General features: G+C 56.2%; 22 protein-coding genes. 12 read left to right on the forward strand and 10 right to left on the reverse strand.

Going from position 1 to position 22,927, the window contains the following annotated elements; translation table 11 throughout:
- The first annotated feature begins 149 nt into the window (after window positions 1-149).
- Window positions 150-890, forward strand: a complete 741-nt coding sequence (gene sfsA, locus QLQ17_RS15220) for a DNA/RNA nuclease SfsA (protein ID WP_283210461.1) — start codon at window positions 150-152, stop codon at window positions 888-890.
- Here sfsA and QLQ17_RS15225 read toward each other — a convergent pair whose 3' ends face one another.
- Window positions 891-2,468: a bifunctional aminoglycoside phosphotransferase/ATP-binding protein gene (locus QLQ17_RS15225; RefSeq protein WP_283210462.1), complete on the reverse strand. Its 1,578-nt coding sequence runs from the start codon at window positions 2,466-2,468 to the stop codon at window positions 891-893.
- 122 nt (window positions 2,469-2,590) lie between these two features.
- Here QLQ17_RS15225 and mrcB point away from each other — a divergent pair, with 122 nt between their 5' ends.
- Together mrcB and QLQ17_RS15235 are read left to right on the forward strand one after the other, a co-directional pair.
- A complete protein-coding gene (mrcB, locus tag QLQ17_RS15230) occupies window positions 2,591-4,909 on the forward strand; it encodes a penicillin-binding protein 1B (protein WP_283210463.1) in 2,319 nt (772 codons plus the stop codon).
- The gene (locus QLQ17_RS15235; protein WP_283210464.1) at window positions 4,906-5,460 is read left to right on the forward strand and encodes a tetratricopeptide repeat protein; all 555 of its coding nucleotides are present in this window, start codon (window positions 4,906-4,908) and stop codon (window positions 5,458-5,460) included. Before mrcB ends, QLQ17_RS15235 begins: the two co-directional genes overlap by 4 nt.
- A 19-nt stretch (window positions 5,461-5,479) precedes the next feature.
- Here QLQ17_RS15235 and QLQ17_RS15240 read toward each other — a convergent pair whose 3' ends face one another.
- The gene (locus QLQ17_RS15240) at window positions 5,480-6,409 is read right to left on the reverse strand and encodes a DUF4382 domain-containing protein (RefSeq protein ID WP_283210465.1); all 930 of its coding nucleotides are present in this window, start codon (window positions 6,407-6,409) and stop codon (window positions 5,480-5,482) included.
- A 112-nt stretch (window positions 6,410-6,521) separates the two neighbouring features.
- Between QLQ17_RS15240 and QLQ17_RS15245 the strand changes: the two genes are divergently transcribed.
- The 4 genes from QLQ17_RS15245 (at window position 6,522) to QLQ17_RS15260 (ending at window position 9,684) form a co-directional block, all read left to right on the forward strand.
- The gene (locus tag QLQ17_RS15245; RefSeq protein ID WP_283210466.1) at window positions 6,522-7,109 is read left to right on the forward strand and encodes an RNA polymerase sigma factor; all 588 of its coding nucleotides are present in this window, start codon (window positions 6,522-6,524) and stop codon (window positions 7,107-7,109) included.
- 18 nt (window positions 7,110-7,127) lie between these two features.
- Window positions 7,128-7,820, forward strand: coding sequence for an anti-sigma factor family protein (locus QLQ17_RS15250; protein ID WP_283210467.1), 693 nt, complete (start codon window positions 7,128-7,130; stop codon window positions 7,818-7,820).
- On the forward strand, window positions 7,817-8,200 hold the full coding sequence (locus tag QLQ17_RS15255; RefSeq protein WP_283210468.1) for a hypothetical protein: 384 nt from the start codon (window positions 7,817-7,819) through the stop codon (window positions 8,198-8,200). The genes QLQ17_RS15250 and QLQ17_RS15255 overlap by 4 nt, the downstream gene beginning before the upstream one ends.
- 128 nt (window positions 8,201-8,328) lie before the next feature.
- Window positions 8,329-9,684, forward strand: coding sequence for a tetratricopeptide repeat protein (locus QLQ17_RS15260; RefSeq protein WP_283210469.1), 1,356 nt, complete (start codon window positions 8,329-8,331; stop codon window positions 9,682-9,684).
- A 53-nt stretch (window positions 9,685-9,737) separates the two neighbouring features.
- Here the strand turns inward: QLQ17_RS15260 and QLQ17_RS15265 are convergent, their stop codons facing one another.
- From QLQ17_RS15265 to QLQ17_RS15290, 6 genes are all read right to left on the reverse strand, one after another.
- Window positions 9,738-10,652, reverse strand: a complete 915-nt coding sequence (locus QLQ17_RS15265) for a lipase family alpha/beta hydrolase (RefSeq protein ID WP_283210470.1) — start codon at window positions 10,650-10,652, stop codon at window positions 9,738-9,740.
- 164 nt (window positions 10,653-10,816) lie between these two features.
- Window positions 10,817-12,097 carry a glutamate-1-semialdehyde 2,1-aminomutase gene (gene hemL, locus QLQ17_RS15270; RefSeq protein WP_283210471.1) on the reverse strand — a complete coding sequence of 427 codons (1,281 nt, stop codon included), beginning with the start codon at window positions 12,095-12,097 and terminating at the stop codon, window positions 10,817-10,819.
- 28 nt (window positions 12,098-12,125) lie between these two features.
- Window positions 12,126-12,785, reverse strand: coding sequence for a thiamine phosphate synthase (gene thiE, locus QLQ17_RS15275; RefSeq protein ID WP_283210472.1), 660 nt, complete (start codon window positions 12,783-12,785; stop codon window positions 12,126-12,128).
- Window positions 12,773-13,564: a bifunctional hydroxymethylpyrimidine kinase/phosphomethylpyrimidine kinase gene (thiD, locus tag QLQ17_RS15280; protein WP_283210473.1), complete on the reverse strand. Its 792-nt coding sequence runs from the start codon at window positions 13,562-13,564 to the stop codon at window positions 12,773-12,775. The genes thiE and thiD overlap by 13 nt, the downstream gene beginning before the upstream one ends.
- 8 nt (window positions 13,565-13,572) lie before the next feature.
- Window positions 13,573-13,995 (reverse strand): protoporphyrinogen oxidase HemJ, encoded by a 423-nt coding sequence (gene hemJ, locus QLQ17_RS15285; protein ID WP_283210474.1) that lies wholly within the window; start codon window positions 13,993-13,995, stop codon window positions 13,573-13,575.
- A 3-nt stretch (window positions 13,996-13,998) separates the two neighbouring features.
- A complete protein-coding gene (locus QLQ17_RS15290; RefSeq protein ID WP_283210475.1) occupies window positions 13,999-15,804 on the reverse strand; it encodes a chloride channel protein in 1,806 nt (601 codons plus the stop codon).
- Between the two features lie 152 nt (window positions 15,805-15,956).
- Here QLQ17_RS15290 and argC point away from each other — a divergent pair, with 152 nt between their 5' ends.
- The 4 genes from argC to erpA all read left to right on the forward strand — a co-directional run bounded on the left by argC (window position 15,957) and on the right by erpA (window position 18,631).
- Entirely contained in the window at window positions 15,957-16,994 is a 1,038-nt protein-coding gene (gene argC, locus QLQ17_RS15295; protein WP_283210476.1) for an N-acetyl-gamma-glutamyl-phosphate reductase, read from the forward strand.
- A gap of 9 nt (window positions 16,995-17,003) precedes the next feature.
- Window positions 17,004-17,744, forward strand: a complete 741-nt coding sequence (locus QLQ17_RS15300) for a DUF6776 family protein (RefSeq protein WP_283210477.1) — start codon at window positions 17,004-17,006, stop codon at window positions 17,742-17,744.
- 1 nt (window position 17,745) lies between these two features.
- Window positions 17,746-18,216, forward strand: coding sequence for a bactofilin family protein (locus QLQ17_RS15305; protein WP_283210478.1), 471 nt, complete (start codon window positions 17,746-17,748; stop codon window positions 18,214-18,216).
- 85 nt (window positions 18,217-18,301) lie between these two features.
- Entirely contained in the window at window positions 18,302-18,631 is a 330-nt protein-coding gene (erpA, locus tag QLQ17_RS15310; RefSeq protein ID WP_283210492.1) for an iron-sulfur cluster insertion protein ErpA, read from the forward strand.
- A 26-nt stretch (window positions 18,632-18,657) separates the two neighbouring features.
- Here erpA and QLQ17_RS15315 read toward each other — a convergent pair whose 3' ends face one another.
- Window positions 18,658-19,755: an anhydro-N-acetylmuramic acid kinase gene (locus tag QLQ17_RS15315; RefSeq protein ID WP_283210479.1), complete on the reverse strand. Its 1,098-nt coding sequence runs from the start codon at window positions 19,753-19,755 to the stop codon at window positions 18,658-18,660.
- Window positions 19,756-19,759: 4 nt separating this feature from the next.
- Window positions 19,760-21,238, reverse strand: coding sequence for a peptidoglycan DD-metalloendopeptidase family protein (locus QLQ17_RS15320; RefSeq protein ID WP_283210480.1), 1,479 nt, complete (start codon window positions 21,236-21,238; stop codon window positions 19,760-19,762).
- 316 nt (window positions 21,239-21,554) lie between these two features.
- Here QLQ17_RS15320 and tyrS point away from each other — a divergent pair, with 316 nt between their 5' ends.
- Window positions 21,555-22,757, forward strand: coding sequence for a tyrosine--tRNA ligase (gene tyrS, locus QLQ17_RS15325; protein ID WP_283210481.1), 1,203 nt, complete (start codon window positions 21,555-21,557; stop codon window positions 22,755-22,757).
- Window positions 22,758-22,927: the final 170 nt, after the last annotated feature.

Raw genomic sequence — 22,927 nt, forward strand, 5'->3', positions numbered from 1 at the left:
AGAACGCTTTGCTTCCCACCGCATAAGCCCCGTGGCTGTGCGGTTTTACTTGGATGAAGCACTCGTCCTGAAACGGGAATTTGCGGAAAATAGCAGATAAGTTACGGGGGTGCCAGCCTTGTGACACCGACTTTTGCATGGAGACACATATGAGGATACCCGCCCCGATGATTCAAGGGCAATTAGTTCGACGCTACAAGCGCTTTCTGGCCGATGTGCGTCTGCCCGATGGCGCTGAAATCACGGCGCATTGCCCCAACACCGGTTCCATGCTGGGCTGTCAGCCGGATCAGGCGCGGGTGATTCTGAGCGAGAGCAACAACCCAAAGCGAAAACTCAAATACACCTGGGAACTGGTTGAAACCCAGTCGGGTATCTGGGCCTGCATTAATACGGCACGCCCTAACGGCCAGGCTCGCGAGGCGATTGAAAATGGCACCGTAAAAGAGCTGGCCGGGTATGGCAATTGCCGCTCTGAAGTTCGCTACGGCAGTGAGAAAAGCCGGATTGACCTTCATCTGTCGGGTCACGCAACAGCGCCGGACGCCTGGGTAGAAGTGAAGAGCGTGACGCTGTGTGAGAACGATGGGGCGAAGGGCATCGGCTACTTCCCGGACGCCGTCACCACTCGGGGCCAGAAACACCTCAGGGAACTGATGGCTCAGGTAGACAGTGGTGAAAGGGCTGTGCTGCTGTTCGTGGTGAATCACACCGGTATAGACGTGGTGAAGCCCGCTGACCACATTGACGAAAAATATGGTCAGCTTCTGAGGGAGGCCCACGCTGCCGGTGTGGAAGTGCTTGCTTACCGGGCGCGGCTGGCCCGAGAGGGGCAGCCGGATGGCGATCTCTCTCTGACGGAATCCGTGCCAGTCAGCCTCGAGGCCTGATCAGGCGCCGGGCATCCCGAAATGTTGACGGATGCGGTCGGCGACGGCTTCTGCCAGGTGGTCCTGATTCGTATACAGATGGACCGTGTGGGTCTTTTCCTGATCGGTCAGTGGTTCGAACCAGCTCGCTTGTGCCTCCAGAAGCTCTTCGGTGGCTTCCGAGGCGTCGCCGTCCCGCTGACGAATCCACGCCCGGCGAGTCTCCTCTGGCGCCTCGCAGTGAATCAGCGCGAACGGCAATCCCAGGTTTTCTGCCACATCCGTTAACAGATCCCGCTCCCACTGTTTCAGGCAGGCTGCATCCACGATCACCGGTAATCCCCCAAGCAGCAGATCCTTCGCCAGTGATGCCAGGTGCTCGTAGGTTCGGTGATTGGCTTCTTCGGTGTAGAGCTTTTCGCCAATGTCCGACTTGCTGCTCTCCAGCGGGCCCAGCCCGTGCAGGCGCTTGCGCTCAATGTCTGAGCGCAGCCGTATAAGGCCCAGTTCAGCGGCCATGTTGCCACTGATGACGGATTTGCCGCTTGCGGACAGACCGGTCATGGCCAGCAGATAGGGGTTAGGGAAGCTGCTGTAGTCCTCTGCCAACTGGGCGTAATTGCGATAACTCTGCATCAGGCCCTCTTTTTCTGTCTCGCTCAGGCCGGGGTTGCCCATTGTGAAAAGGGCGATCTTGGCGCGGACCATGGCGCGGTAAGCCTTATAGAGCGTCAGCAGTGGCAGCGCTTCGAAATCGCCCCGGTATTCCAGGTAACGGTTCAGAACCCGATTGGCCAGGCGGCTTTCGCCTCGTGATTCGAGATCCATCAGCAGGAACGCGAGGTCGTTAATAACGTCTATCCAGCGGAAAGGTTCACTGAATTCGATGCAGTCAAAAACGGTTACCTCGCCTTCGTGAACCGTAATGTTGGCTAGATGAAGGTCGCCGTGGCATTCCCGGACATAACCCTCGGCGCGACGTTTCTCAATCAGTGGCTGGCAGCGTTCGAACGTGACTTTGGTCCAGGCTTCCAGATTGTCCAGCTGGGAAAGCAGTGCGGGGTCGTCGATCATCGGGCGAATCTGATCGAAGTTCTCCTGCATGGCTGCGAACACCGCGTCTGGTGTGCCCAAGGGCTTGTCATCCGGAATCGGAGAGAGCTTGTCGTGGAATTGGGCGACCTGTTCCGCCAGGCTGTAGAGCTGTTCCGCTTCCAGTTCGCCACGTTCCTGCTGCTTGTCGAACAGGCCGTCCTGATCGAACTGACGCATGCGGATGGCGTACTCGAAGGGCTCACCGTTCCCGCCCAATACGGGTGCCTCAGGGGAACCTGATATAGGCAGAACTTCCAGATAAAGTGCGTCTGCCAGGCGCTTGTTCAGGCGAAGTTCTTCCTCGCAGAAATGTTTGCGCCGGTCCAGGGTGGAGAAGTTAAGAAAACCAAAGTCCATCGGTTTCTTGATTTTGTACGCGTAATCGCCGGTGAGAATCACCCATGAAATGTGGGTTTCCAGAACGCGGAATTCCGTGACCGGGTGATCGTAAAGCTCCGGATTCTGCAAAGCCTGTATCAGGGCATTGGATGGTGCGTCTGTCACGTTCTTCTCCCAGGCATCTTCAGGTATTGGATTTTTCTTGTGGCCTATCATAGCCGCCAGATTACATAAATGACACACGGATGCGTTGCCGCATTGGAGGTCCGTTTCGGTATAATCCTGCCATGAAAAAAACGGCCTCCCCAAAGAAAACGTCCCGAAAACCCTCAGGAAAAGCCGGCCGCAAGCCTTGGTTCTGGCGGTTGTTTATTCGTGTCTCGCTGATCGGCATTGTATTGCTGGCCGGGTGGATGGTGTATCTGGATGCCGTAGTGACCGCCCGTTTCGAGGGGCGGCGATTCGAGGTTCCTTCCCGGGTCTACGCCAGACCGCTGGAATTATACGATGGCGCCAGTGTCAGCGCAGGTGCGCTGGAACGGGAGCTAGAACTGGCTGGGTACCGTTCCGGCGGTGGTTCAGCGGCTGGTCGTTACCGCCGCAGCGGGGGTCAGTTTGTCATCAATACCCGCGGTTTCCAGTTCAGTGACGGGGAAGAGCCCCGGCGCCAATTGTCGTTGTCCATCTTCGGTGACCGGGTCGAGCAGTTCCGTGTGTTGAGCGGCCCTCAGTCGCCGATTGTGCGCCTGGAACCGGCTCAGATTGGCGGTATATATCCTGCCCATAAAGAAGATCGGGTTCTTGTGCAGCTGGACGAGGTGCCTGTTCTCTTCCGCAATACCCTGATGGCGGTGGAAGACCGGCAGTTCTACGACCATTTTGGCATCGCGCCCCTGTCGATCGCCCGCGCGATGCTGGCCAACATTCGTGCAGGGGAAGTGGTTCAGGGTGGCAGTACCCTGACCCAGCAGTTGGTGAAAAACTTCTTCCTGACCCGTGATCAGACTCTGCTCAGGAAAGGTAATGAAGCCCTCATGTCAGTCCTTCTGGAACTGCACTACGACAAGGACGATATTCTCGAAACGTACATCAACGAGGTGTACGTTGGTCAGGCGGGTACCCGCGCAATTCATGGTTTCGGGCTGGCCAGCCAGTTCTATTTTGGCGAGTCCATTGCCGATCTCAAGGCCCATCAGATAGCCACGCTGGTAGGGTTGGTCAAAGGTCCGTCCTATTACAATCCCCGTCGTCATCCTGACCGGACCCGTGCCCGGCGCAACCTGGTGCTGGGGATTATGGCGGAAAGCGGTCTGATCACGGAGCAGGAGGCATCGCGAGCCCAGGGCCAGCCTCTGGGGGTGACGTCCCAGGCGTCCTATTCTGAAAATCGCTATCCCGCGTATATAGACCTGGTTCGCCGTCATCTGGCTCGGGACTATCGCCAGGAAGATCTCCAGAGCGAGGGCTTGCGGATTTTTACAACCCTGAACCCTGCCGTACAATACGCGGCCGAATTTGCCGTCAGTGACACATTGAAGTCGATCGATGATCGCTCAGAGGGCAAGCTGGAATCCGCGATGGTAGTCACCTCGCGCGACAGCGGGGAAGTCCTGGCATTGGTGGGCGGGCGCGATCCTCAGTTCGCCGGATTCAACCGAGCGGTCGATGCCAGAAGGCCCATCGGGTCACTGGTCAAACCGTTCATTTATCTGACCGCTTTGCAGAACCCGGACAAGTACACGTTGGTTACTCCGGTGGAAGACAAAGAGTTTTCACTGGTGTTCGATGATGGCCGTCGCTGGGAACCCAAGAATTACGATGGCGAAGAGCGGGGTGAAGTGCCCCTGCATCAGGCGCTGTCCAAATCCTACAATCTGCCTGCGGTCAGGGTGGGGCTGGATGTTGGCGTCGAGGCCGTCAAAGAGACGCTGAGGGATTTCGGGGTGTCTGGCGGTATTTCAGAGTACCCGTCCATGTTACTGGGATCGGTATCCATGACGCCGGTTACGGTGGCGCAGATCTATCAGGGGCTGGCGACCTCAGGTTTCAATACGCCGCTGCGTACGATTCGACAGGTGACGGATGCCAGGGGCGAAGCGCTCAGTCGTTACAACCTGAAGGTGGATCAGGTTGCCGATTCGGCGTCGGTCCACCTGATCCAGTACGCCATGCAGGAAGTGATGCAGGAGGGCACGGGGCGTTCGGTTTACCGTACAGTGCCCAAAGCACTCGCTCTGGCGGGTAAAACCGGCACGACCGATGACGGTCGTGACTCCTGGTTTGCCGGATTCAGTGGCGACTTGCTGGCTGTCTCCTGGGTTGGCCAGGACGACAATGGCCCAACGTCTTTAACTGGTGCAACCGGGGCATTACCCGTATGGTCACGTTTTATGAGCCGGGTGCCTCAGCACGGATTTTCCCCGGTGGTGCCAGAAGGCGTGGATTACCATTGGGTGGACTCAGAGCGTGGGGCATTGACCAGAGAGGGTTGTGAAGGCGCTCGCTACATGCCCTTTGTTGTGGGTAGCGAACCTGACACTGAAGTGTCCTGCGATGGCAGCTTTGGACGTCGTTTGCGGGGCTGGTTTGAAGGAATGTTTGAATGAATTCAGTTATCACGAAACGCATCGGTTTGCTGCTGCTTGCAGGCACGCTGTCGGCCTGCGCGACAGGGCCGGATGGCGGTTCCATTTATGTCCCTGTGGGTGGCCAGGAATCGCAGGCGCCGGAGCCGCCCAGGGTGGATGTGGAACCGGACGAGCCAAGAGTCGAGCGCAAAAGCGAGCAACCCGACGTCGAGCCTCGGACTCCCAGCTATCAGAACGAGGGAGACGCACTGTCTCCCGCAGCACAGAGCCTGATTGGGGAGGGCGAGCGTCTGCTGGCGGACGGCAACCCGCAGGGTGCCATTAGTCAACTCGAGCGGGCACAGCGTATCGCGCCGCGGTCGGCGAAGGTCTATTTTGCGTTGGCTGAAGCCTATATGGATCTTGGCCAGTTGGGGACAGCAGAGCAATTCAGCCTCAAAGGGCTGTCACTGGCGGGGACGAACGTGTCTGCTCAGCGATCTGGATGGTTATTGCTTGCAGAGATCCGGCAGGCGAGAGGAAATGTTGCAGGCGCGGATCAGGCGAGAGAGCGAGCGGCCAGGCTTTAGGTCCTGGCCGCAGCAATGATCATTCAACGATCGGAATGGTTTTGGCCGTTGTTTCAGCGTTGGCAATGACCGGCACTTGCTGAGTGCCCTGGAACAGCAGGTCCTCCGAGGTTTCATTGTTGTCCGCCTCGCAGGTGTAGCTGATGGTGTAGGTGCCTTCAGTCAGGAATGCCGCAGTGTAGTCATACAACCCGGTTTCAAGGTTTTCTTCGACGGGCACCACCAGCAACGGTCCCGAATCCGGCTCATTGACGTTCAGGTCTGTGGGGTTTTCCACCTCGCCCTCGTAGACGTAGATGGCACCGGCGTAGCCTTCCGTGCAGTTAGCCAGGTCGGGATTGTCCATGCGGCTGGAGTTGATGTTGGCGTAGTCCACCTCTCCGGTAATGGATCCCACGCTGAGATTGTCTACGATTCTCAGCACCGGCTTCAGGTAATAGTCAGCTTGGCCGCCCTTGGGGTCAACAATGGATTTTCGGACGTCAAAGTCGACCGTGAAGCCGCTCTGGCCTCCCTCAGCCACGGTAAATCCGCGAATCAGTTTTAGCCCGGTCTGGGCGCCGGAAGGGATGAAAAGTGACTTCTGCCCACCATCCTGCATGACGTAGGTCTTGAGCGGATCCATGTCCAACTGAAGACGAATCCAGTTGTAATCACCTGCGGGCACTTCCACTTCGTCGAGAAGTGAGGCTGTCTCGCCGCCTTGCAACGTCAGCAGGTCGAGGGTTTTCGCCTCTTCGAACGAAATCTCAATACGCTCACCGTCTTTCGGCTTAAGAGTGACGCCGGTGAAGGTTATATTCACTTCTGAAAACTCGGTGGTTGGAGCGTCTGTCAGATTGAGCGAAACGCTGCCTGTGCCAGGCCCTGTTGAGCTGCCGTCACCGCCGCAGGCGGCAAGCGTTGCTGCCATGGACAGTGGTAGTAAATAGTTCAGGATGCGAGGCATAGAACTCTCCAGTTGTTCGTTGTTGTGTGAGCGCATTTTTGCGCTGTTATTCCCTACACGCTCATATCTCAGATAAAGTTCCAGATGCAGTCATGATTCAGGGAATACAGAATTGTCTTTATTACCGTTCAGAATGTCCCACAAACGAAAATTTGAAGAACTGGTGGGGCCACACCTTGAGGCCATGTACCGCTTCGCGTTTCGTTTGACCGGCCAGCAGCAGGATTCCGAAGATCTGGTACAGGACATTCTGATCAAGCTCTACCCGCGGCTGGATGAAATCAGTTCCGTGGAACGGTTGCGTCCCTGGTTGAATCGTGTGCTATACCGTCAGTTCGTCGATTCGTTAAGGCGTCAGGGGCGGCGCGCCGATATTCCATTGAGCTCACTGGAAGTCGTCGATGAGGCCGCCTGGCTGGAAAACCAGTGCGCTGATGTGCCGGGCATTCCTGAGCAGCTGGACATGAGTAAATTGGGGTTGGTTCTGGATCAGGCGCTGTTTACCCTGTCACCGGATCAGCGCACACTCATCCTGCTGCATGACGTTGATGGTTGGAGCCAGGAAGATCTTGCGTCGGTGCTGGGTGTGCCTCTGGGTACGGTAAAATCCAGAATTCACCGCTGTCGTGCAGCGCTGCGAAAAAAATTGCAGGAGACGCCGGATCTTTCCCGGAACTTTTTGGGCAACCCTGACGTGTAATGAGGTGAGGTGATCACAATGCCGTGCAGCACATGTCGGAAAAATATGCGTGCTTGGCTCCGGGGAGCGTTGTCCGGAGACGAAGCGCTGGAAGTCGAAAGGCACATTTCTGACTGCTACTTCTGTGCTGTGCTTGTGGAAAAGGAAAGCGCTCTTTTGGACGCATTGCAGACTAGATACAGGGTGCCCGAGCCGTCGGCGGATTTTCGCGAGCGCGTGATGGCGGCAGCGACTGCCCAGCCAGTGAAAAAGTCGCCCCAGGCGTTCGGCCTGCCGGTTCTGGGCGGAGCAATCGCCGCTGCCCTGGCGGTTGGCATAGCCGTGGGTATCGGCGTAGGCTCCGGCCCCACGCAGGAGGCCGCGCCTGCTTTGGCTGCATCCGATGGCCAGGTAGAACAATTGGAGAAATCTGAGAGTGCCGGTCAGCAAACGGTCCGATTGGCGTTCAACACCGCCCAGGCCATGAAGGATGTGACCCTGACTGTTGAACTTCCGCCACACGTCGAGGTTTCAGGTTATGCGGGTTATCATCAGCTCAGCTGGAACGTGAGTCTGGACCAGGGCGAAAACATTGTGAAGCTCCCCCTGAACGTGCTGTTCCCGGGTGAGGGTCAGCTGGTGGCTCGTCTGAATGATGGTGAGCGTGAAAAAGTCTTCCGGACACAGTTAAATCAGACTGATGTCCCCGGTTCTCCGGAGTCCGCATTATGAGACCCGTCTTGAAGAATGTCGTTTTTAGAGCTTTGGCCGCCGCCGGGCTTTCAATATTTTCCTCGGGCGCACTGGCTGACGACCTGGACGTTACCATGCGAATGGTGACGGATGACGAGTCGCTGACCGAATCTGTTGTTCGGGAAATCGAGCTTTCCCGGCCAATTATGCTGGATGCGCGTCCAGGAAATGCAACCGCTAAAGAGGCGAGGGAGCGCGGTCGTGAATTTGGCCAGTCGGTTGCAGAACGAGCCAAAGAAGCTGCCCGCATTCGCAAAGAGGGTAGCTTTCCCGATGTGACAGACGATCCTGATGCCAACCCTGAGAGGCCCGACAATCCGGGTAGATCAGGCAGCCCCGGCAGACCGGACAACACCTAGAAATCAGTCTTGCCGGTGTTCTCTGGTCGCACGCCCTTTGGACCTTTCGCGAATCGCCGATAAGCTCCAATTCTCTTTCAGGCAGTGCTGCTATACTCCGGGTTGAAATCAAGAGCCTGGAGTCTCAATTGAAGTTTAATGCCCTGGTTATTGTTGCCGTCTGTAGTCTGATGTTCTGGGGCACATGTTTCGCCGAGCAGCCAAGCGCGCAAGAGGAATTCCGGGAAGGGATTTCTGCGTTTCAGGCCGGGGATCTGAAAACCGCCAGACATCACCTTGAAACGGCTCGCCAGTCGGGCCTCGCTTCTTCCGCTCTGTTCTATAACCTGGGAGTCGTCTACTTCCGCCTCGATGAATACGATGAGTCGCAGGCTGCGTTCAGCAGGTTACTGGATACGCCACATGCACCGCTGGCGCTGTATAACCTGGGCCTTGTTCTGAAAGCCAAAGGCGATCCTGAAGGAGCCCGGGAATGGTTTGCGCAGGCGGCTCGATCTTCATCACCTCCCCAGATACAGGCGCTCGCAATAAAGCAACTGAATCCCAACGCACGTGACCGTGATATTGCAAAAACCGTCGAGCGCGGTGACGGCTCTTCAGTCCCCACCAATCAACGGCTGGTCTTTTTGTCCGTTGCTGGTGGTTACGACGACAATATAGCCGGCACACCCAGCAGTGAAACCACCGATCAGGCTGGAAGCTTTGCTGAATTTCTGGCCTCTGGCCGATCGCCGCTTTATCAGAGCCGCGGTCGTGCTTTGGTCCTGAATGCGGCTGCCTACAGTCGGCAGTACTCGAGCAATAGTGATTTCGATAATACCTATGCCAGTGCAGGGCTGGCCTGGCAGCATCCACTGGAATCGGCCCGCATCACCGCGGAGGTTGGCCTGTCCGGTTTATGGTTCGATGGAGATCTGCTGGAGCGCCAGGTGCGTTTGGATGTCAGCTATAAGCGTCCGGGCTGTTTCTGGCCACAGATTCTCGTGGTGGATTGTGAGATTCAGGGCTTTGCTGCCACGATTCAGGGTGGGGCCGGGTACGAGGCATACGATGGCAGTCTCTACGGTGGCGGTGTGAGTTTCGAAAAAGCTGTAGGCCCCTGGACTCTGGATGCGTCCTATCGTCTTGAAATTGACCGGAGGGAAGACCTGGAATCGGGTTCCGAGTTCTTTAGCTTATCGCCTATCCGACACCGGGTTGGCGTCTCTGCCGAGCGGTTAATGAGTCAACGCCTTTCATTGGGTGCCAGTCAGAGCCTGCGGGTCAGCCGTTACAGCGATCCTCATCGTCTAGTGGAAGATGGCCAGATTCAGTCGACAAGGCGTGAAGACGAAAAGTACAGAGCCCGGGTGTTCACTCGTTACGCGTTTAATCCCACCTGGTATCTGGGCGCAGAACTGGCCTGGGAAACCAACCAAAGTACGCTTGCCCGATACGAGTATGATCGCACGGAATTTTTGATCAGTCTCGACGGTGTGTTTTAGGGGAGAAGGAGTCAGGCCCGCAGCATCCTGCCAGCGGGCCTGAACCGAAGGGATTATAGACCGGCGTTTTTGAGCCGGTTTGCCTGCTGACGAAACACCGTTTTCGGATCCGTCTCGAACAGGCTATGCAGCCCCAGAGCCTGGTTTACTTCATCCAGATGATTCATGAAGTAATTATCCCGGATTACCCTGCCAAAGTGGCTGCTGCAACGGCCAACCAGACCATCGTTGGCAGAGAACCCAAAGGCCAGGCTGGTGGTGCCGAGTAGCGCATCCGACGGATCAAATACGTTGGTCAAAACGCCAGTGCCGCCCCAGGAATAAAAGCGAACGCCGTTAGCTGAGTAGGCCCCTTCGCCGCAATTGCTTGAGGGCATGCCGGCAGGTGCGAACCGATTAAATTCCGCGCTGCCCTGGGCCGTCAGGGAATACAGGCTCGAACGAAGATCCTGGTCATAGCCACCGCCTGATAATAAGTCAATCAGGCTGCCCAGAGCATTACCCAGAGTTGCGGCCAGGCCTTCAGCCGGTGAGCCATAAATCAGATCAGCCACCGGTGAGCCTTTGTGTGGCGAGCCGACGGAGGTCACGGACGCCACCAGATCCGGCCTTACCCGGGCCACATAGCGGGCCGTTGGTCCGCCATGGCTGTGGCCAATCAGGTTAACCTTGCCATGAACTGCGGCAATGGATGCGATCTGGGGCAACAGTGCCTCGCCACGTGCGATGGTGCTATCGAGGGCGGGAACCTGTGTGGTGTACACATCGGCGCCGTCACTGCGCAGGTCTTCGGCAACGCCGTACCAGTAATCAACGCCTACGATGGAATCGAATCCGAACATGCCGTGAACCAGCACGATGGGATAGCGGGTATCGGTATAGTCTGAGGAGGACCACCACCACGCCATGGTTGGCGCAGACCACGCCACAACCACGAGCACAGTGAGTGCTTTTAGCCATTGTTTCATTGTTATACCTGCAGTTTGCTGTTGTATTTATTGTCAAACTATCTCTTGCGAGACGTGGTCAACATTTGATCAGCAACGACAGGAAGTCAACGGCAAAAGAGGCCTTGATGCGCCGGTCACACTCAGGGTGTGACCGGCGTCACGGTTTTAGATGCTTTATGGCGCTAAAGCGTTTTCATGACCTTGCGAGCGGCATTGATGGTGAATTCAATGTCTTCATCGCTTAATGCAGCAGTTGTAAAGCCAGCTTCGAACGCGGAAGGTGCCAGGTAGACGCCTTCTTTCAGCATGTCCTGGAAGAAGGCTTTGAAGCGATCAATATCACAGGCGGTGACCTGGTCAAAACGCGTCACGGTTGGGGCGTCGGTGAAGAAAAAGCCAAACATGCCGCCGGCGCTTTGTACCGTCAGGGGAATGCCGGCTTCGTCCGCGGCCTGTTTCAAACCGTTTTTAACCGCATTGGTTTTTTCCGTCAGGCGGTCATGAAAGCCTGGCTCCGAAATGGCGTTCAGGGTAGTCAGCCCAGCACACATAGCGAGTGGATTTCCGCTCAGCGTGCCCGCCTGATACACCGGACCGAGCGGTGAAATGTACTCCATGATTTCCCGCTTTCCGCCAAACGCGCCTACGGGCAGGCCGCCACCGAGCACCTTGCCCAGGGCGGTAAGATCCGGAGTCACGCCGTAAAAGCCCTGGGCGCCGCCCAGGGACACCCGGAAACCGGTCATGACTTCGTCAAAAATCAGCACGGTGCCGTGTTGGTCACAGACTTCCCTGAGACCTTCCAGGAATCCCGGGACTGGCGGTACGCAGTTCATGTTGCCGGCCACCGGTTCGACAATAATCGCGGCGATTTCGTCCCCCATTTTGGCAAAGGTGTCGCGAACGCCTTCGATGTCATTAAAATCCAGCGTCAAGGTGTGTTCGGCCAGGCTGGCCGGGATGCCTGGCGAGTTCGGTACGCCAAGGGTCAGTGCGCCGGATCCGGCTTTCACCAGCAAGGAATCCACGTGACCGTGATAGTTGCCTTCGAACTTCACGATCTTGTCGCGCCCGGTATAACCGCGGGCAAGCCGTACTGCACTCATGGTGGCCTCGGTGCCGGAGTTCACCATCCGAACCATGTCGATGGATGGCACCAGCTCACAGACCTTCTTGGCCATGTCTGTTTCCAATGAGGTGGGGGCGCCATAGCCGATGCCCAGATCCACCTGAGCGTGCAGGGCGTCTTTGATCCGTTGGTTGGAATGGCCAAGAATCATGGGGCCCCAGGAGCCGATGTAATCGATGTAGCGACGGTCGTCTTCGTCGTAAAGGTAAGCTCCTTCGGCGTGCTTGAAAAAGATCGGAGTGCCACCAACCCCCCGGAATGCCCGCACGGGGGAGTTTACGCCGCCGGGAATGTATTTTTGTGCTTGCTCAAACAGCGTCTCGGACTGCGTCATAACGGGTTGCTCCAAATCAGTCGCTACTTCAGAAAAGTGGGTGATGGGCTGCAAACAGCCGGGTAAATTGACGGGCCCGATCTTCAATCACGGTGTCGTCGCCGTCAAATAATCCGCCAACGACAGCCAGTAGATCGGCGCCCGCTCGAATCAGGGATTCGCCATTGTCCAGAGTAATACCGCCGATGGCTGTAACGGGTTTCTCGAATGCGCGGGCTTCGCCCAAAATGCCGGGTTCCGCTGAGGGAGCGTCCGGCTTGGTGCCAGATGAAAAAAAGCGGCCAAAAGCCAGATAGTCGGCGCTACTCTCAATGGCCTCGGCGGCCAAATCCAGGCTCGCGTGGCAGGTGGCACCAAGGATGGCGTCGTCGCCGAGCAGTCGCCGCGCGCTGGCCAGTGAGCCATCCGATTGCCCCATGTGCACGCCGCCTGCCGCAACGCGTTTGGCCAACTGCGGGTCGTCGTTAATGATCAGGGGCACGCCGGCGTTGCGACAGGCTGCGACCAAGTTGCTTGATAGGCGCAACCGCTCGGCGTGGGGCAACGATTTTTCCCGGTATTGCACCAGCGTCGCGCCGCCTCTGAGTGCGGCTTCGACAGCAGGAACCAGCCGATCCGGAGGCAGTAGCTTGCCATCGGTAATGGCGTAGAGGCCCGGCCGCAGGCCTTTGGCATTCACTGTTCCCACTGAATGCCCCGGTCTGGCACCGGCTGCCCTTTGCCCACTCGGAGGGCGTTGCGGATCGCGTGCGACACAAAGTTCTGAGCCTGGCCAATGGACGGGCTGATTTTCAGACCGCTGGCTCTGCCGGCTGCGATAGAAGCCGCCAGTGTACATCCCGTGCCGTGGTGCTCTCCCCTGACTCGGTCAACCTTGAATTCTTTCGGTGTCCGGCCGCTTCTGTAAAGGGTATTGATGATCTGTTCGCCGGTGCCGTGGCCGCCCGTGGCGATCACCGAGTGGCAGCCGGTCTCCAGCACGTTGTTTGCGGCCTGCAGCGGGTCACTGCTGTTGCCCAGCAATTCGAGTTCAATGCCGTTGGGTGTGAGGATTTCAGCATGGGCGAACAGTCGTGACTTCATGCGTTCAATCAGCGCTTCGTCGGCCAGATCACCGCCTCCGGCAGCCTTGATGACCGGATCGGTGATCAGCGGAACGCCTGGGTGGTCTGCCAGAAACTCCACCAGCACGTCGACAATGTCGGCGCTGCCCATGGCCCCGGTTTTGATTGCGTGTATGGGGCAGTCTTCCGCAAGCTTGGCGAGTTGCTGGCGTATCATGTCTGGATCTACTGAGCTTGCCCCGTAAACATTTTTGGTGTCTTGTACGGTCAGGCAAGACAGTACTGGCAGGGGATGGCAGCCCAGGGCGGTGATGGCCTGAATGTCCGCCTGAATGCCGGCTCCGCCAGAGGGGTCAAGCCCGGAAATGACCAGTACCTGGGGGCGTGTTTGCAAATCTTTCATTGGTCGCCTCAGAAGGGTCTTACAGTTGCAAGAATGACAACGGCAACAAGGATAAAGACTGGCAGTTCGTTAAACCAGCGGTAGAACACGTGAGAGCGTGTGTTGCTGTCGTCGCGAAACACTTTAACCAGATGCCCGCAATAGAAGTGATAGGCAACTAACAGGGCAATCAGGAGCAACTTCGCGTGGAGCCAACCCTGGCTGAAATAGCCGGATGGGTTATAGCTCACGAGCCAGAAGCCGAAGACCAGCGTAGCGATCATGGAGGGCGTCGTGATGCCCCGGTAAAGTTTGCGTTCCATGATTTTGAATCGCTCACGCCCGGGGGCATCGTCGCAGGCGGCGTGGTACACAAACAGACGCGGCAGGTAAAAGATGCCGGCAAACCAGCACACCATAGCGATCAGGTGAAGTGCTTTAACCCACAGCATTGGTCAGCTCCGTCGGTATTGGTAATAACTTTCGATATCGGATTTCAGCAACACGCCGTATATCCTCTGGATCGTCGGTGCCACGTGGCGCTGCACATACAAGGCTTCTACGCTGGTCTGCTCAAAGACGTTCAGTGCTTCATCCAGCGTGGCCTGATACTGAACAGGCCCTATGTCCCTCCGATTGGCAGGAATGTTGATCAGGTCAATTTTCTCCGGCTCCTGTTCACTTTCCGGATGGCCGTCTTCCTGTTTTTTGTCGGCTTCTGGCTTGGCCTTGGTGCTGTCCTCCATGAACCGCGCCAGATCAACGGCCGGCATGAGAGCGGTAGGTCCGTTGCTCCCTTCGACAATCAGCCATTTCGGTTCGGATTTCAGGACTTTCCGAGCCTCCTCTGCGGTCAGGTAGCGACCAGTACGAAGAATATTCCGGTCCATAATGGCGCCGACGGATACCCGTCGCAGGGCCTGAATCACTGGCGAGTTCTGGTAGCTCAGGCCCTGGCTCTTCAGCATGGTCAAAAACAGCGACTTTTTTCCGAAGGCTTCACTGGTGATCAGGCTGGCAGTCGTGATGATCAGCATCCCGGGTAAGATGATGTTGGGGTTGCGAGTGAGCTCCATCAGAGCCATAAGAGCCGCCAGTGGTGCCTGCAGGACCGCTCCCATCATGGCGCCCATTCCGAGCATGGCGTAAAAGCCGATAGAAGACGACATCTCTGGCAAAATCTGCGCCCCGATCAGACCCATGGCGCCGCCAATGGTCGCCCCCATGAACAGAGTCGGGCCAATAACCCCGCTTGGCATGCCCAGACCAATGGTAATCGACGTCACCAGCAATTTTGCGATGCCAGCGCCCAGCAAAATCCAGAAGGGCAACTGTTGGTCAATGGTCAACTGCACGGTGTCGTAGCCGATGCCCATGACTTCGGGAATCACGATGGCGAACGGCACCATGAACAGGCCAGCCACAGTCATACGTAATATGACGGGGCGATGCTGGTGTTTGCCCATGACCTCCACCAATTGAATAAACACAGCGGCGGCAATGCCAATCACCAACGCAATGGCCAGAATCCAGGGGATCTCCAGCAGCGAATTCATAGTCAGGGGTGGCACGCTGAAGGCAGGCTCGGATCCATAAGCCGCCTGACTGATTACGGCGGCTGTGACCGAGGCCAGAATGATTGGGGTAAAGCCGGCGATGGTGTATTCCATCATGACCACTTCCATGGCGAAGATGACGCCCGATATCGGCGTGTTGAAGGAAGCGGAGATGGCGGCCGCACAGCCGCAGGCAACCAGTGTTCGGATGCTGTTGTTGGGAAGTCGCATCCACTGACCCATGAGGCTGGAAAAAGCTGCACCGAGGTGAACCGCAGGGCCTTCACGACCCGCCGACTGGCCTGTTACGACAGTGGCCACACCGGTAACGAACTGAACCAGCGCGCTACGGATGGAAATGTACCCCTGGTGGTAATTCAGCCGCTCCATGACATGGGCGACCCCCACCTTGCGGTTCTGAGGCGCCAGCCGGTGCAGGAAAAGCCCCAGTGCAACGGCGCCGGCGAACGGCAGAACGCCACGGGTAATCAGGTCCAGATGCTCAAAGGATTCTGATCCGGAACCGGGTAAAAATCGTTCCAGTGGCCATTCGATCGCCAGTCGGAATAGTAGAATGACTCCACCGGTAAACAGCCCGGACAGAAGTCCCAGTACCGCAAGTTGCGGTAAGGCATCGACCCCGGAAAGCCGGCGACGGAACACAGGAAACAGGTTCTCAGTGATCTTGTGCCAGGGGTTTCGCATGGGAGCCTTAATCAAAGACGAGTGATTTCTTTCCGTATTGTAACCAGAGCCCGGGGGGCTGCAACTAAGTCATTGGTTTATCATGTTAGACTAGCAGGTTAATAAAGGTGGCTTTGCCGCCTGCTATTTTGCGAATCAAGCTGGAGTTGCTGGTGATTAAGGTAGGTATTGTTGGAGGCACCGGATATACCGGTGTCGAGCTTCTCAGAATGTTGGCGGTTCACCCGGACGTTGAGGTGAGCTGCATTACGTCCCGTACAGAGGCTGGCATGCCCGTGGCCGAGATGTTTCCAAACCTGCGAGGCCACTACGAGCTTGAGTTTACCGAGCCGGATGTTGCCACCCTGTCTGCCTGCGACCTGGTGTTCTTCGCCACGCCTCACGGTGTGGCCATGCGCATGATGCCGGAGTTGATGGCCGCTGGCGCGCGGGTGGTGGATCTTTCTGCAGATTTCCGGCTGAAAGATCTGGATGTCTGGGCAAATTGGTACGGCATGCCCCATGAAAGCGCAGAGTGGGCAGACAAAGCGGTTTACGGGCTTCCGGAAGTGGCGCGCGAATCCATCCGCGGAGCGCAGTTAGTGGCGAATCCGGGGTGCTATCCAACGGCGGTGCAACTGGGCTTCCTTCCATTGCTGGAAGCCGGCCTGGTCGATACGACTCGGTTGATCGCGGACGCAAAATCCGGTGCCAGCGGCGCTGGACGACAGGGCAAGATCGCCATGCTGCATGGGGAAATTGGCGAGAGTTTCAAAGCTTATGGCGCCTCCGGGCACCGCCACTTGCCTGAGATTCGGCAGGGACTGGAGAAGGCCTCCAAAGGTTCAGTAGGGGTCAGTTTCGTGCCCCACCTGATTCCCATGATTCGGGGCATTGAGGCTACGCTTTACGCGGACCTTAAAGATCCTGCGGACTTTGACCGGCTTCAGGCGCTGTTTGAAGACCGCTTCCGGGATGAGCCGTTTGTCGACGTCATGCCGTTTGGAAGTCACCCGGAAACTCGCAGTGTCCGCGGAGCGAACAATTGCCGTATGGCACTGCATCGCCAGGAAAACAGCTCTATCGTTATCGTTTCATCGGTGATCGATAACCTGGTCAAGGGTGCAGCCGGTCAGGCGATTCAGAACATGAATATCATGTTTGACCTGCCGGAAACCCGTGGCCTCGAAGCCCCGGCATTGCTGCCATAGGATGCCAGGGTGAGCGAGCCAAAGAAGCCATCGGAAGAATATGTTGTTATCCGGCATCGTCCCGGATATCGGGTGCGACGGACCCTGATCCTGCTTGTGTTTTCGCTGGTCGCAGCCGTCATCGGATATGCGACTGGCATGGCTCAGGGCGGGTTCCGGTTTTCAACGGCGGAAGAGTCGCGCAACCGGTTGTTGGATCAGGTGGAGCAGCTGCGGGATCACAATCGTGAAATGAGTCAGCAGATTGTGAACCTCGAGCGCGGTCGAGCGGTTGACCAGCAGGCTCTTAACCAGGCGAGACGAAACATCGTCGAGTTGGAAACGCGCCTGGCTTCTCTGCAATCTGAACTGGTCTTCTACAAGAACATCATGGCGCCGTCCGATAGCACCCGCGGTCTTCAGATTGACCGGGTCAGAATGCGACGAACGCCGAATAAAGGCGTATACGATTTCATGGTGGTGCTGGTGCAAAGGGGGGATAACAAGAGTTATCTTTCCGGCTACGCTGAAGTAAGTGTGGTGGGTCTGCGTGATGACCAAAAGGAAAGCATTGCGCTGCGAGACCTATCGGCCGATATTGAACAAACTGACATTAAACTCCGTTTCCGCTATTTCCAGGAAGTGAAGGGCCAGCTGACCCTGCCGGATGGTTTCGAGCCGCTGGAGGTGCAGGTAATGGCAAAGCGGGATGGATCGGGCTCAGCCAAGGTTGAGCGCACGTTTGACTGGGACGAACTGACGGAGAGATAACATGCTGGGTAAGAAGAAGCAGAAGCCACGTCGCCCCGCCGGGCATTTCGACACGCTTGTGTCCTCCAGGGCAACAATTCACGGAGACGTGCATTTCTCCGGTGGCTTACATGTTGACGGTAAGGTTTGTGGCACGCTGGTCGCAGACGATGGCACTGAAGCGGTGCTGAGAATTTCAGAGGTTGGAATCGTCGAAGGGGATATCCGCGCTCCTCACGTGATCGTGAATGGTACGGTTCACGGCGACGTTTATGCCTTTGCCCATCTTGAACTGGCTGAAAACGCCTCCATCAACGGCAACGTGTATTACAACCTGATCGAAATGGCGATGGGAGCCGAGGTGAATGGCAATCTCGTTCACCAGAGTGAGCCTGCTGGCCTGCTGATGAGATCCAAACCTGAAGAGCAGAGCGCGGAGACTGAGCCATCGGAAGAAGTTGGCGAAGAAGCAGACGTGCCAGAGAATAGTTGATTGTTTTAGTCAGGAATACGATAATCACAGAACCGAGCACTGCAGTACATTGGAGGCACTCTTGAGCGTAGTTCAGCAACAGGCCATGACACCGCTGTTTCTCAGCGACAGCGCCGTCGCCAAAGTACGCGAACTGGTCGAAGAAGAAGGTAATGAAGAGCTCAAGCTAAGGGTATTCGTCACCGGCGGTGGCTGCTCTGGCTTTCAGTATGGTTTTTCATTTGATGAAGCCCAGGACGAAGAAGATGCTGTCATTGAACGAGAAGGCGTCAGCCTTCTGGTGGATCCAATGAGTTATCAGTATCTGGTGGGCGCAACGGTGGATTATCAGGAAGGTCTGCAGGGATCTCAGTTCGTGGTTCAGAACCCCAACGCCAGCTCCACGTGTGGTTGTGGTAGCTCCTTTACAATCTGACGCCGTCTTTCACCGGCATCAGCCTCTCAGGCATAGTAAATAGCCCCTATAATTCTCTTCCCCCTGGCACCGGTGACGTCCGGCAGATTTCCGGTTTTGTGGTTCATTGTGCGGCTTGCTAACCAAGCGAAAGCCGTTGGTTCGACCCACTGTGGGTCAAGCCCGATCGCTGAGGTAGAAGTAATGGTCGCCGGGCTGCAAGTACGCTGCAATGCTTTCATCAGCATCGGATTTCGCGCACCACCTCCGCAAACGTAAATGGTCATCCCTGGTTGCTGAGGCAGTTGTTTTGCGACCGTTAGGGCGGTCAGCTCCAACAGTGTTCGCTGAACATCGACCGCTTCTACTTCCGGGTGTCGGCGCAGGCTCGTCTGAATCCATTCCAGATTGAACTTTTCTGTTCCCGTGCTTTTGGGGGCGGGGCGCTGAAAATAGGCCTCTGATAGCAGATCGCTCAGCAGATCCTGATCAATATCCCCTTCACTGGCCCAAGTGCCATCGGTATCGAATGGTAGCCCGGTCTGCTCTTTGCACCAGGCGTCCATAAGCGCATTTGCAGGCCCGGTATCGAAACCAGTGACAGCGCGGCTGCGGTCTGCGGGTAGTTGGGTGAGATTGGCAATGCCTCCGAGGTTCAGGATGCATCGATCCTCGCCTTCCGCACTGAAGTAGGCTCGATGAAAAGCCGGTACCAGTGGTGCGCCCTGTCCGCCGGCCGCCATATCCCGGCGTCGGAAGTCAGCGACTGTGGTAATTCCCGTGAGCTCGGTGATCAGTGCCGCGTCGCCAATTTGCAGCGTAAAGGGTGTGCCGCCGTCTGGCTGATGTCGAATAGTTTGTCCGTGGCTGCCAATCGCCTGAATCTGGTCTGCGGAAAAGCTGGATTTTTCCAGCAACTGATTTGCCGCTGTTGCGAAAAGTCCGCCAACGCGGTGATCCAGTTCGCCAATTTCATCCGGCGAGCCCTTGTTTTGGCTCAGGCTGACCAGTCGGTTCCGGATGTCGTCGGGGTAGCTAATGCTGTGGGTTGCGTGAATCTGGATATGATTATCCGGAAAGGATACAAGGATGGCATCGATGCCATCCATGCTGGTACCTGACATCAAACCTATCCAGGTATCCATTGTGTTACTCGTCTGAGGCAAGGGCCAGTTGCTGGTAGTCCTGACGGAACAGCTCGAATTTAGCCACTTCCTGTTTCGCGAACCGTTCGAATCGAGCCAATTCTGACTTCGGAACGGGTTTGGCATCCGGAAGTTTCACGGTTCGAGAGTTTCTTGGCGAACCGTTTACGCGGAATTCGTAGTGAAGATGGGGGCCGGTCACCATGCCAGATGAGCCGACATGGCCAACAGTGTCACCCTGTTTTACCCGTGACCCGTTACGGATTCCCCGGCCCAGGCGGCTCATGTGAGCGTAAAGAGTTGTAATGTTGTCGCCGTGTTGCAGGACGACGGTGCGGCCATACCCACCTTTCCAGCCTGCGAAGATGACACGGCCGTCGCCTGCGGCCTTAATAGGGGTGCCTGGAGGTGCGGCATAGTCCGTGCCTTCATGGGGACGAACCACATCCAGCACCGGGTGGCGGCGCTGCAGGTTAAAGGATGAAGAAACGCGGGCGTTGATCGGAGTGCGCAAAAATGCTTTGCGCATGCTGCTGCCGTTCGGCGAATAGTAGTCGGTGTCGCCGTTGCTGTCCGTGTAGCGGAGGGCAATAACTTCCTCGCCGCGATTTACGAAGCGGGCAGACAGGATGTTGCCGGTGTCGAATTTCTCGCCATCCAGGTAAAGCTCTTCGTAGACGACTTCAAAGCGGTCGCCTTTGCGAACGTCGTAAACGAAATCAATGTTCCAGCCGAAGATACCGGCCATTTCCATGGCAAGTCGATCAGACAGACCGGCTTCCCGGGCAGCGACATAAAGCGAGCCATCGATGACGCCAGAGGCAAAGGCAGGCTGCGCGTCCGGCTCGCGAACCACCTTTTCGCCTGCAAAGCCATTTTCGGTCTTTTCTATTTTCAAGCTTTCGAGAAGGCTGCGTTTCAATTCGATCGCCGCTAGTTCGCCAGCGTCGTTTTTGGCAAATCGAATGGTTTCGCCGGCATAAAGGCGCTGAAGCTCGTTAGCTTCATCTTCACCGTGGATAACGGACAGCATCAGGCCGTCATCGAAACCTGCCTTGCTGAATAGAGACGACAGGGTGTCACCCGAACGAATCTTATAGGTGTCCCAGTCCAGCTCTGGTTCGCTGTTCGCGACAACCGGCTTTTCCTGAGGCCGGGAAGCATCGGGTGTGGCGGTACTGGTGGACAGTGCCTTGTCTAGCGACGCAAGAGTTTGCTCTTCCGTCATTTTTTCAGGTTGGCTAACAAGCTCTTCAGGTTGGCTAGCAGGCTCGCCTTGGCTGGGCTTGTCTGCGCTGCTTTGGGGCTTGGCTGCCTCTGAATCAAAGCTGGCTTTGGTAACAGAGCCCTCGTCGAGATTCAGTGCATACGCGGCTCGATTAGCCTCAACCGGCGAGCTGGGGCTCATTAGCGCGGTAGCTGCCACGATGACACTAACGCTCGCGGCTATGGTGATGTGTGTTTTGGGAAACAGTTTAAGCACGTATGGCACCCGTTTTTAGTCCAAATTCCGCTAAGTTGTACTGCCTAATTAAAGCTGTTGTTCAAGTATAGTCCAACAGATTACCGTATAAAAAGCGCTCGCGACAGCGGGAAACATTACCGTTGATGACCTTTGGGCCAGATTTCTGCTTCCTGCGCTGATATAATTCCGGGCCTCTTTATAGGCGGCCGTTTTAGGCGCTGATTAAAAAATAGTCATTTAAATAGTAACAGGGGCGCAGGTAAAGCACAGATTTCTTTTGTAGATCTCTGTAACAACGCGGTTTCTGTTGGTCGGATTGTAAGGTGCAAGGTAGATGGCTTCGATTGAAGAGTCGTTGGCGGTAATTCAGCGTGGTGTTGATGAGCTGATTCCAGAAAGTGATCTGGTTGAGAAATTAAAAGAAGGTCGTCCGCTTAGAATTAAAGCCGGTTTTGACCCGACAGCGCCGGATCTCCATCTTGGCCACACGGTGTTGATCAATAAGCTTCGCCAGTTTCAGGATTTAGGTCATCAGGTCATCTTTCTGATTGGTGACTTTACCGGAATGATTGGCGATCCCACCGGCAAAAGCGCAACACGGCCGCCTCTCACTGAAGAGCAAGTGGCGCAAAACGCTATTAGCTATAAAGAGCAGGTGTTCAAGATTCTGGATCCGGACAAAACCCGAGTGGTGTTCAACTCTGAATGGATGGGTAAATTGTCGGCCTCGGATATGATTCGGCTGGCCGGGCAGTATTCGGTTGCCCGGATGCTTGAGCGCGACGACTTCCACAAGCGTTATGAAGCCGAGCAATCTATTGCGATTCACGAGTTTCTCTATCCATTGGTGCAAGGCTATGACTCGGTGGCATTGGAAGCCGATGTCGAGTTGGGTGGTACCGATCAGAAATTTAACCTGTTAATGGGGCGGCACCTTCAGAAGCAGTATGGTCAGAGTCCGCAGGTGGTTCTTACCATGCCGATACTCGAGGGCTTGGATGGCGTACAGAAGATGTCCAAGTCCCTGGGTAATTATGTGGGCGTTAACGACTCGCCAGGTGAAATGTACACCAAGCTTCTGTCGATGCCGGATGACTTGCTGTGGCGTTACTTTGAGCTGCTGAGTCTTCGTCCGATGACGGAGGTCAAAGAATTCCAGGACGCCGTCGAAGGTGGCGAGAATCCTCAGGAATATAAAAAGATGTTCGCTCACGAGATCATTGCTCGCTTTCACGATGAAGAGGCGGCGGCCAATGCCCACAAGTCTGCGGGTAACCGGGTCGGTCTGGGCGAGATTCCCGAAAACGTTCCTGTCGTGGAGGTGTCTCTGGCTGGCCGTGAGTCTGTGCACATTGTAGGTCTGTTAAAAGAGGCAGGTCTGGCGCAGAACGGTAAAGCGGCGAAAGATGTCTTCGGGCGCGGCGCCGTTTACATGAATGGCGATCAACTGAAAGAAGAGAAAATGTTCGTTGTAGGGGATGACGTAATCCTGCAGGCGGGCAAGAAAAAGATTGCTCGCGTGGTGTTGGTCGATTAAGCGATCTGACTTTTATTCAGGAAAATTTTCCAGCCCCCGTTGACACTTCAGGCTGGGGCTGTAGAATACGCATCTCTTTCGAGGGGCACGCCAATTTTTGAGGTGGTTTTTCGAGAGGCAACCGATTGAATTTCTTAGAGATTTGGATTTTCAATTTCTTCGCAAATCGG

The organism is Marinobacter sp. CHS3-4 (assembly GCF_030053415.1).
GTDB lineage: Bacteria > Pseudomonadota > Gammaproteobacteria > Pseudomonadales > Oleiphilaceae > Marinobacter.

Coding starts and splice junctions, on each gene's coding strand:
- erpA (WP_283210492.1), top strand. CDS start 18,302: ATGACACCGCTGTTTCTCAGCGACAGCGCCGTCGCCAAAGTACGCGAA.
- mrcB (WP_283210463.1), top strand. CDS start 2,591: ATGAAAAAAACGGCCTCCCCAAAGAAAACGTCCCGAAAACCCTCAGGA.
- QLQ17_RS15250 (WP_283210467.1), top strand. CDS start 7,128: ATGCCGTGCAGCACATGTCGGAAAAATATGCGTGCTTGGCTCCGGGGA.
- tyrS (WP_283210481.1), top strand. CDS start 21,555: ATGGCTTCGATTGAAGAGTCGTTGGCGGTAATTCAGCGTGGTGTTGAT.
- QLQ17_RS15265 (WP_283210470.1), bottom strand. CDS start 10,652: ATGAAACAATGGCTAAAAGCACTCACTGTGCTCGTGGTTGTGGCGTGG.
- QLQ17_RS15305 (WP_283210478.1), top strand. CDS start 17,746: ATGCTGGGTAAGAAGAAGCAGAAGCCACGTCGCCCCGCCGGGCATTTC.
- sfsA (WP_283210461.1), top strand. CDS start 150: ATGAGGATACCCGCCCCGATGATTCAAGGGCAATTAGTTCGACGCTAC.
- QLQ17_RS15255 (WP_283210468.1), top strand. CDS start 7,817: ATGAGACCCGTCTTGAAGAATGTCGTTTTTAGAGCTTTGGCCGCCGCC.
- QLQ17_RS15240 (WP_283210465.1), bottom strand. CDS start 6,409: ATGCCTCGCATCCTGAACTATTTACTACCACTGTCCATGGCAGCAACG.
- QLQ17_RS15315 (WP_283210479.1), bottom strand. CDS start 19,755: ATGGATACCTGGATAGGTTTGATGTCAGGTACCAGCATGGATGGCATC.
- QLQ17_RS15235 (WP_283210464.1), top strand. CDS start 4,906: ATGAATTCAGTTATCACGAAACGCATCGGTTTGCTGCTGCTTGCAGGC.
- hemJ (WP_283210474.1), bottom strand. CDS start 13,995: ATGCTGTGGGTTAAAGCACTTCACCTGATCGCTATGGTGTGCTGGTTT.
- QLQ17_RS15290 (WP_283210475.1), bottom strand. CDS start 15,804: ATGCGAAACCCCTGGCACAAGATCACTGAGAACCTGTTTCCTGTGTTC.
- hemL (WP_283210471.1), bottom strand. CDS start 12,097: ATGACGCAGTCCGAGACGCTGTTTGAGCAAGCACAAAAATACATTCCC.
- thiD (WP_283210473.1), bottom strand. CDS start 13,564: ATGAAAGATTTGCAAACACGCCCCCAGGTACTGGTCATTTCCGGGCTT.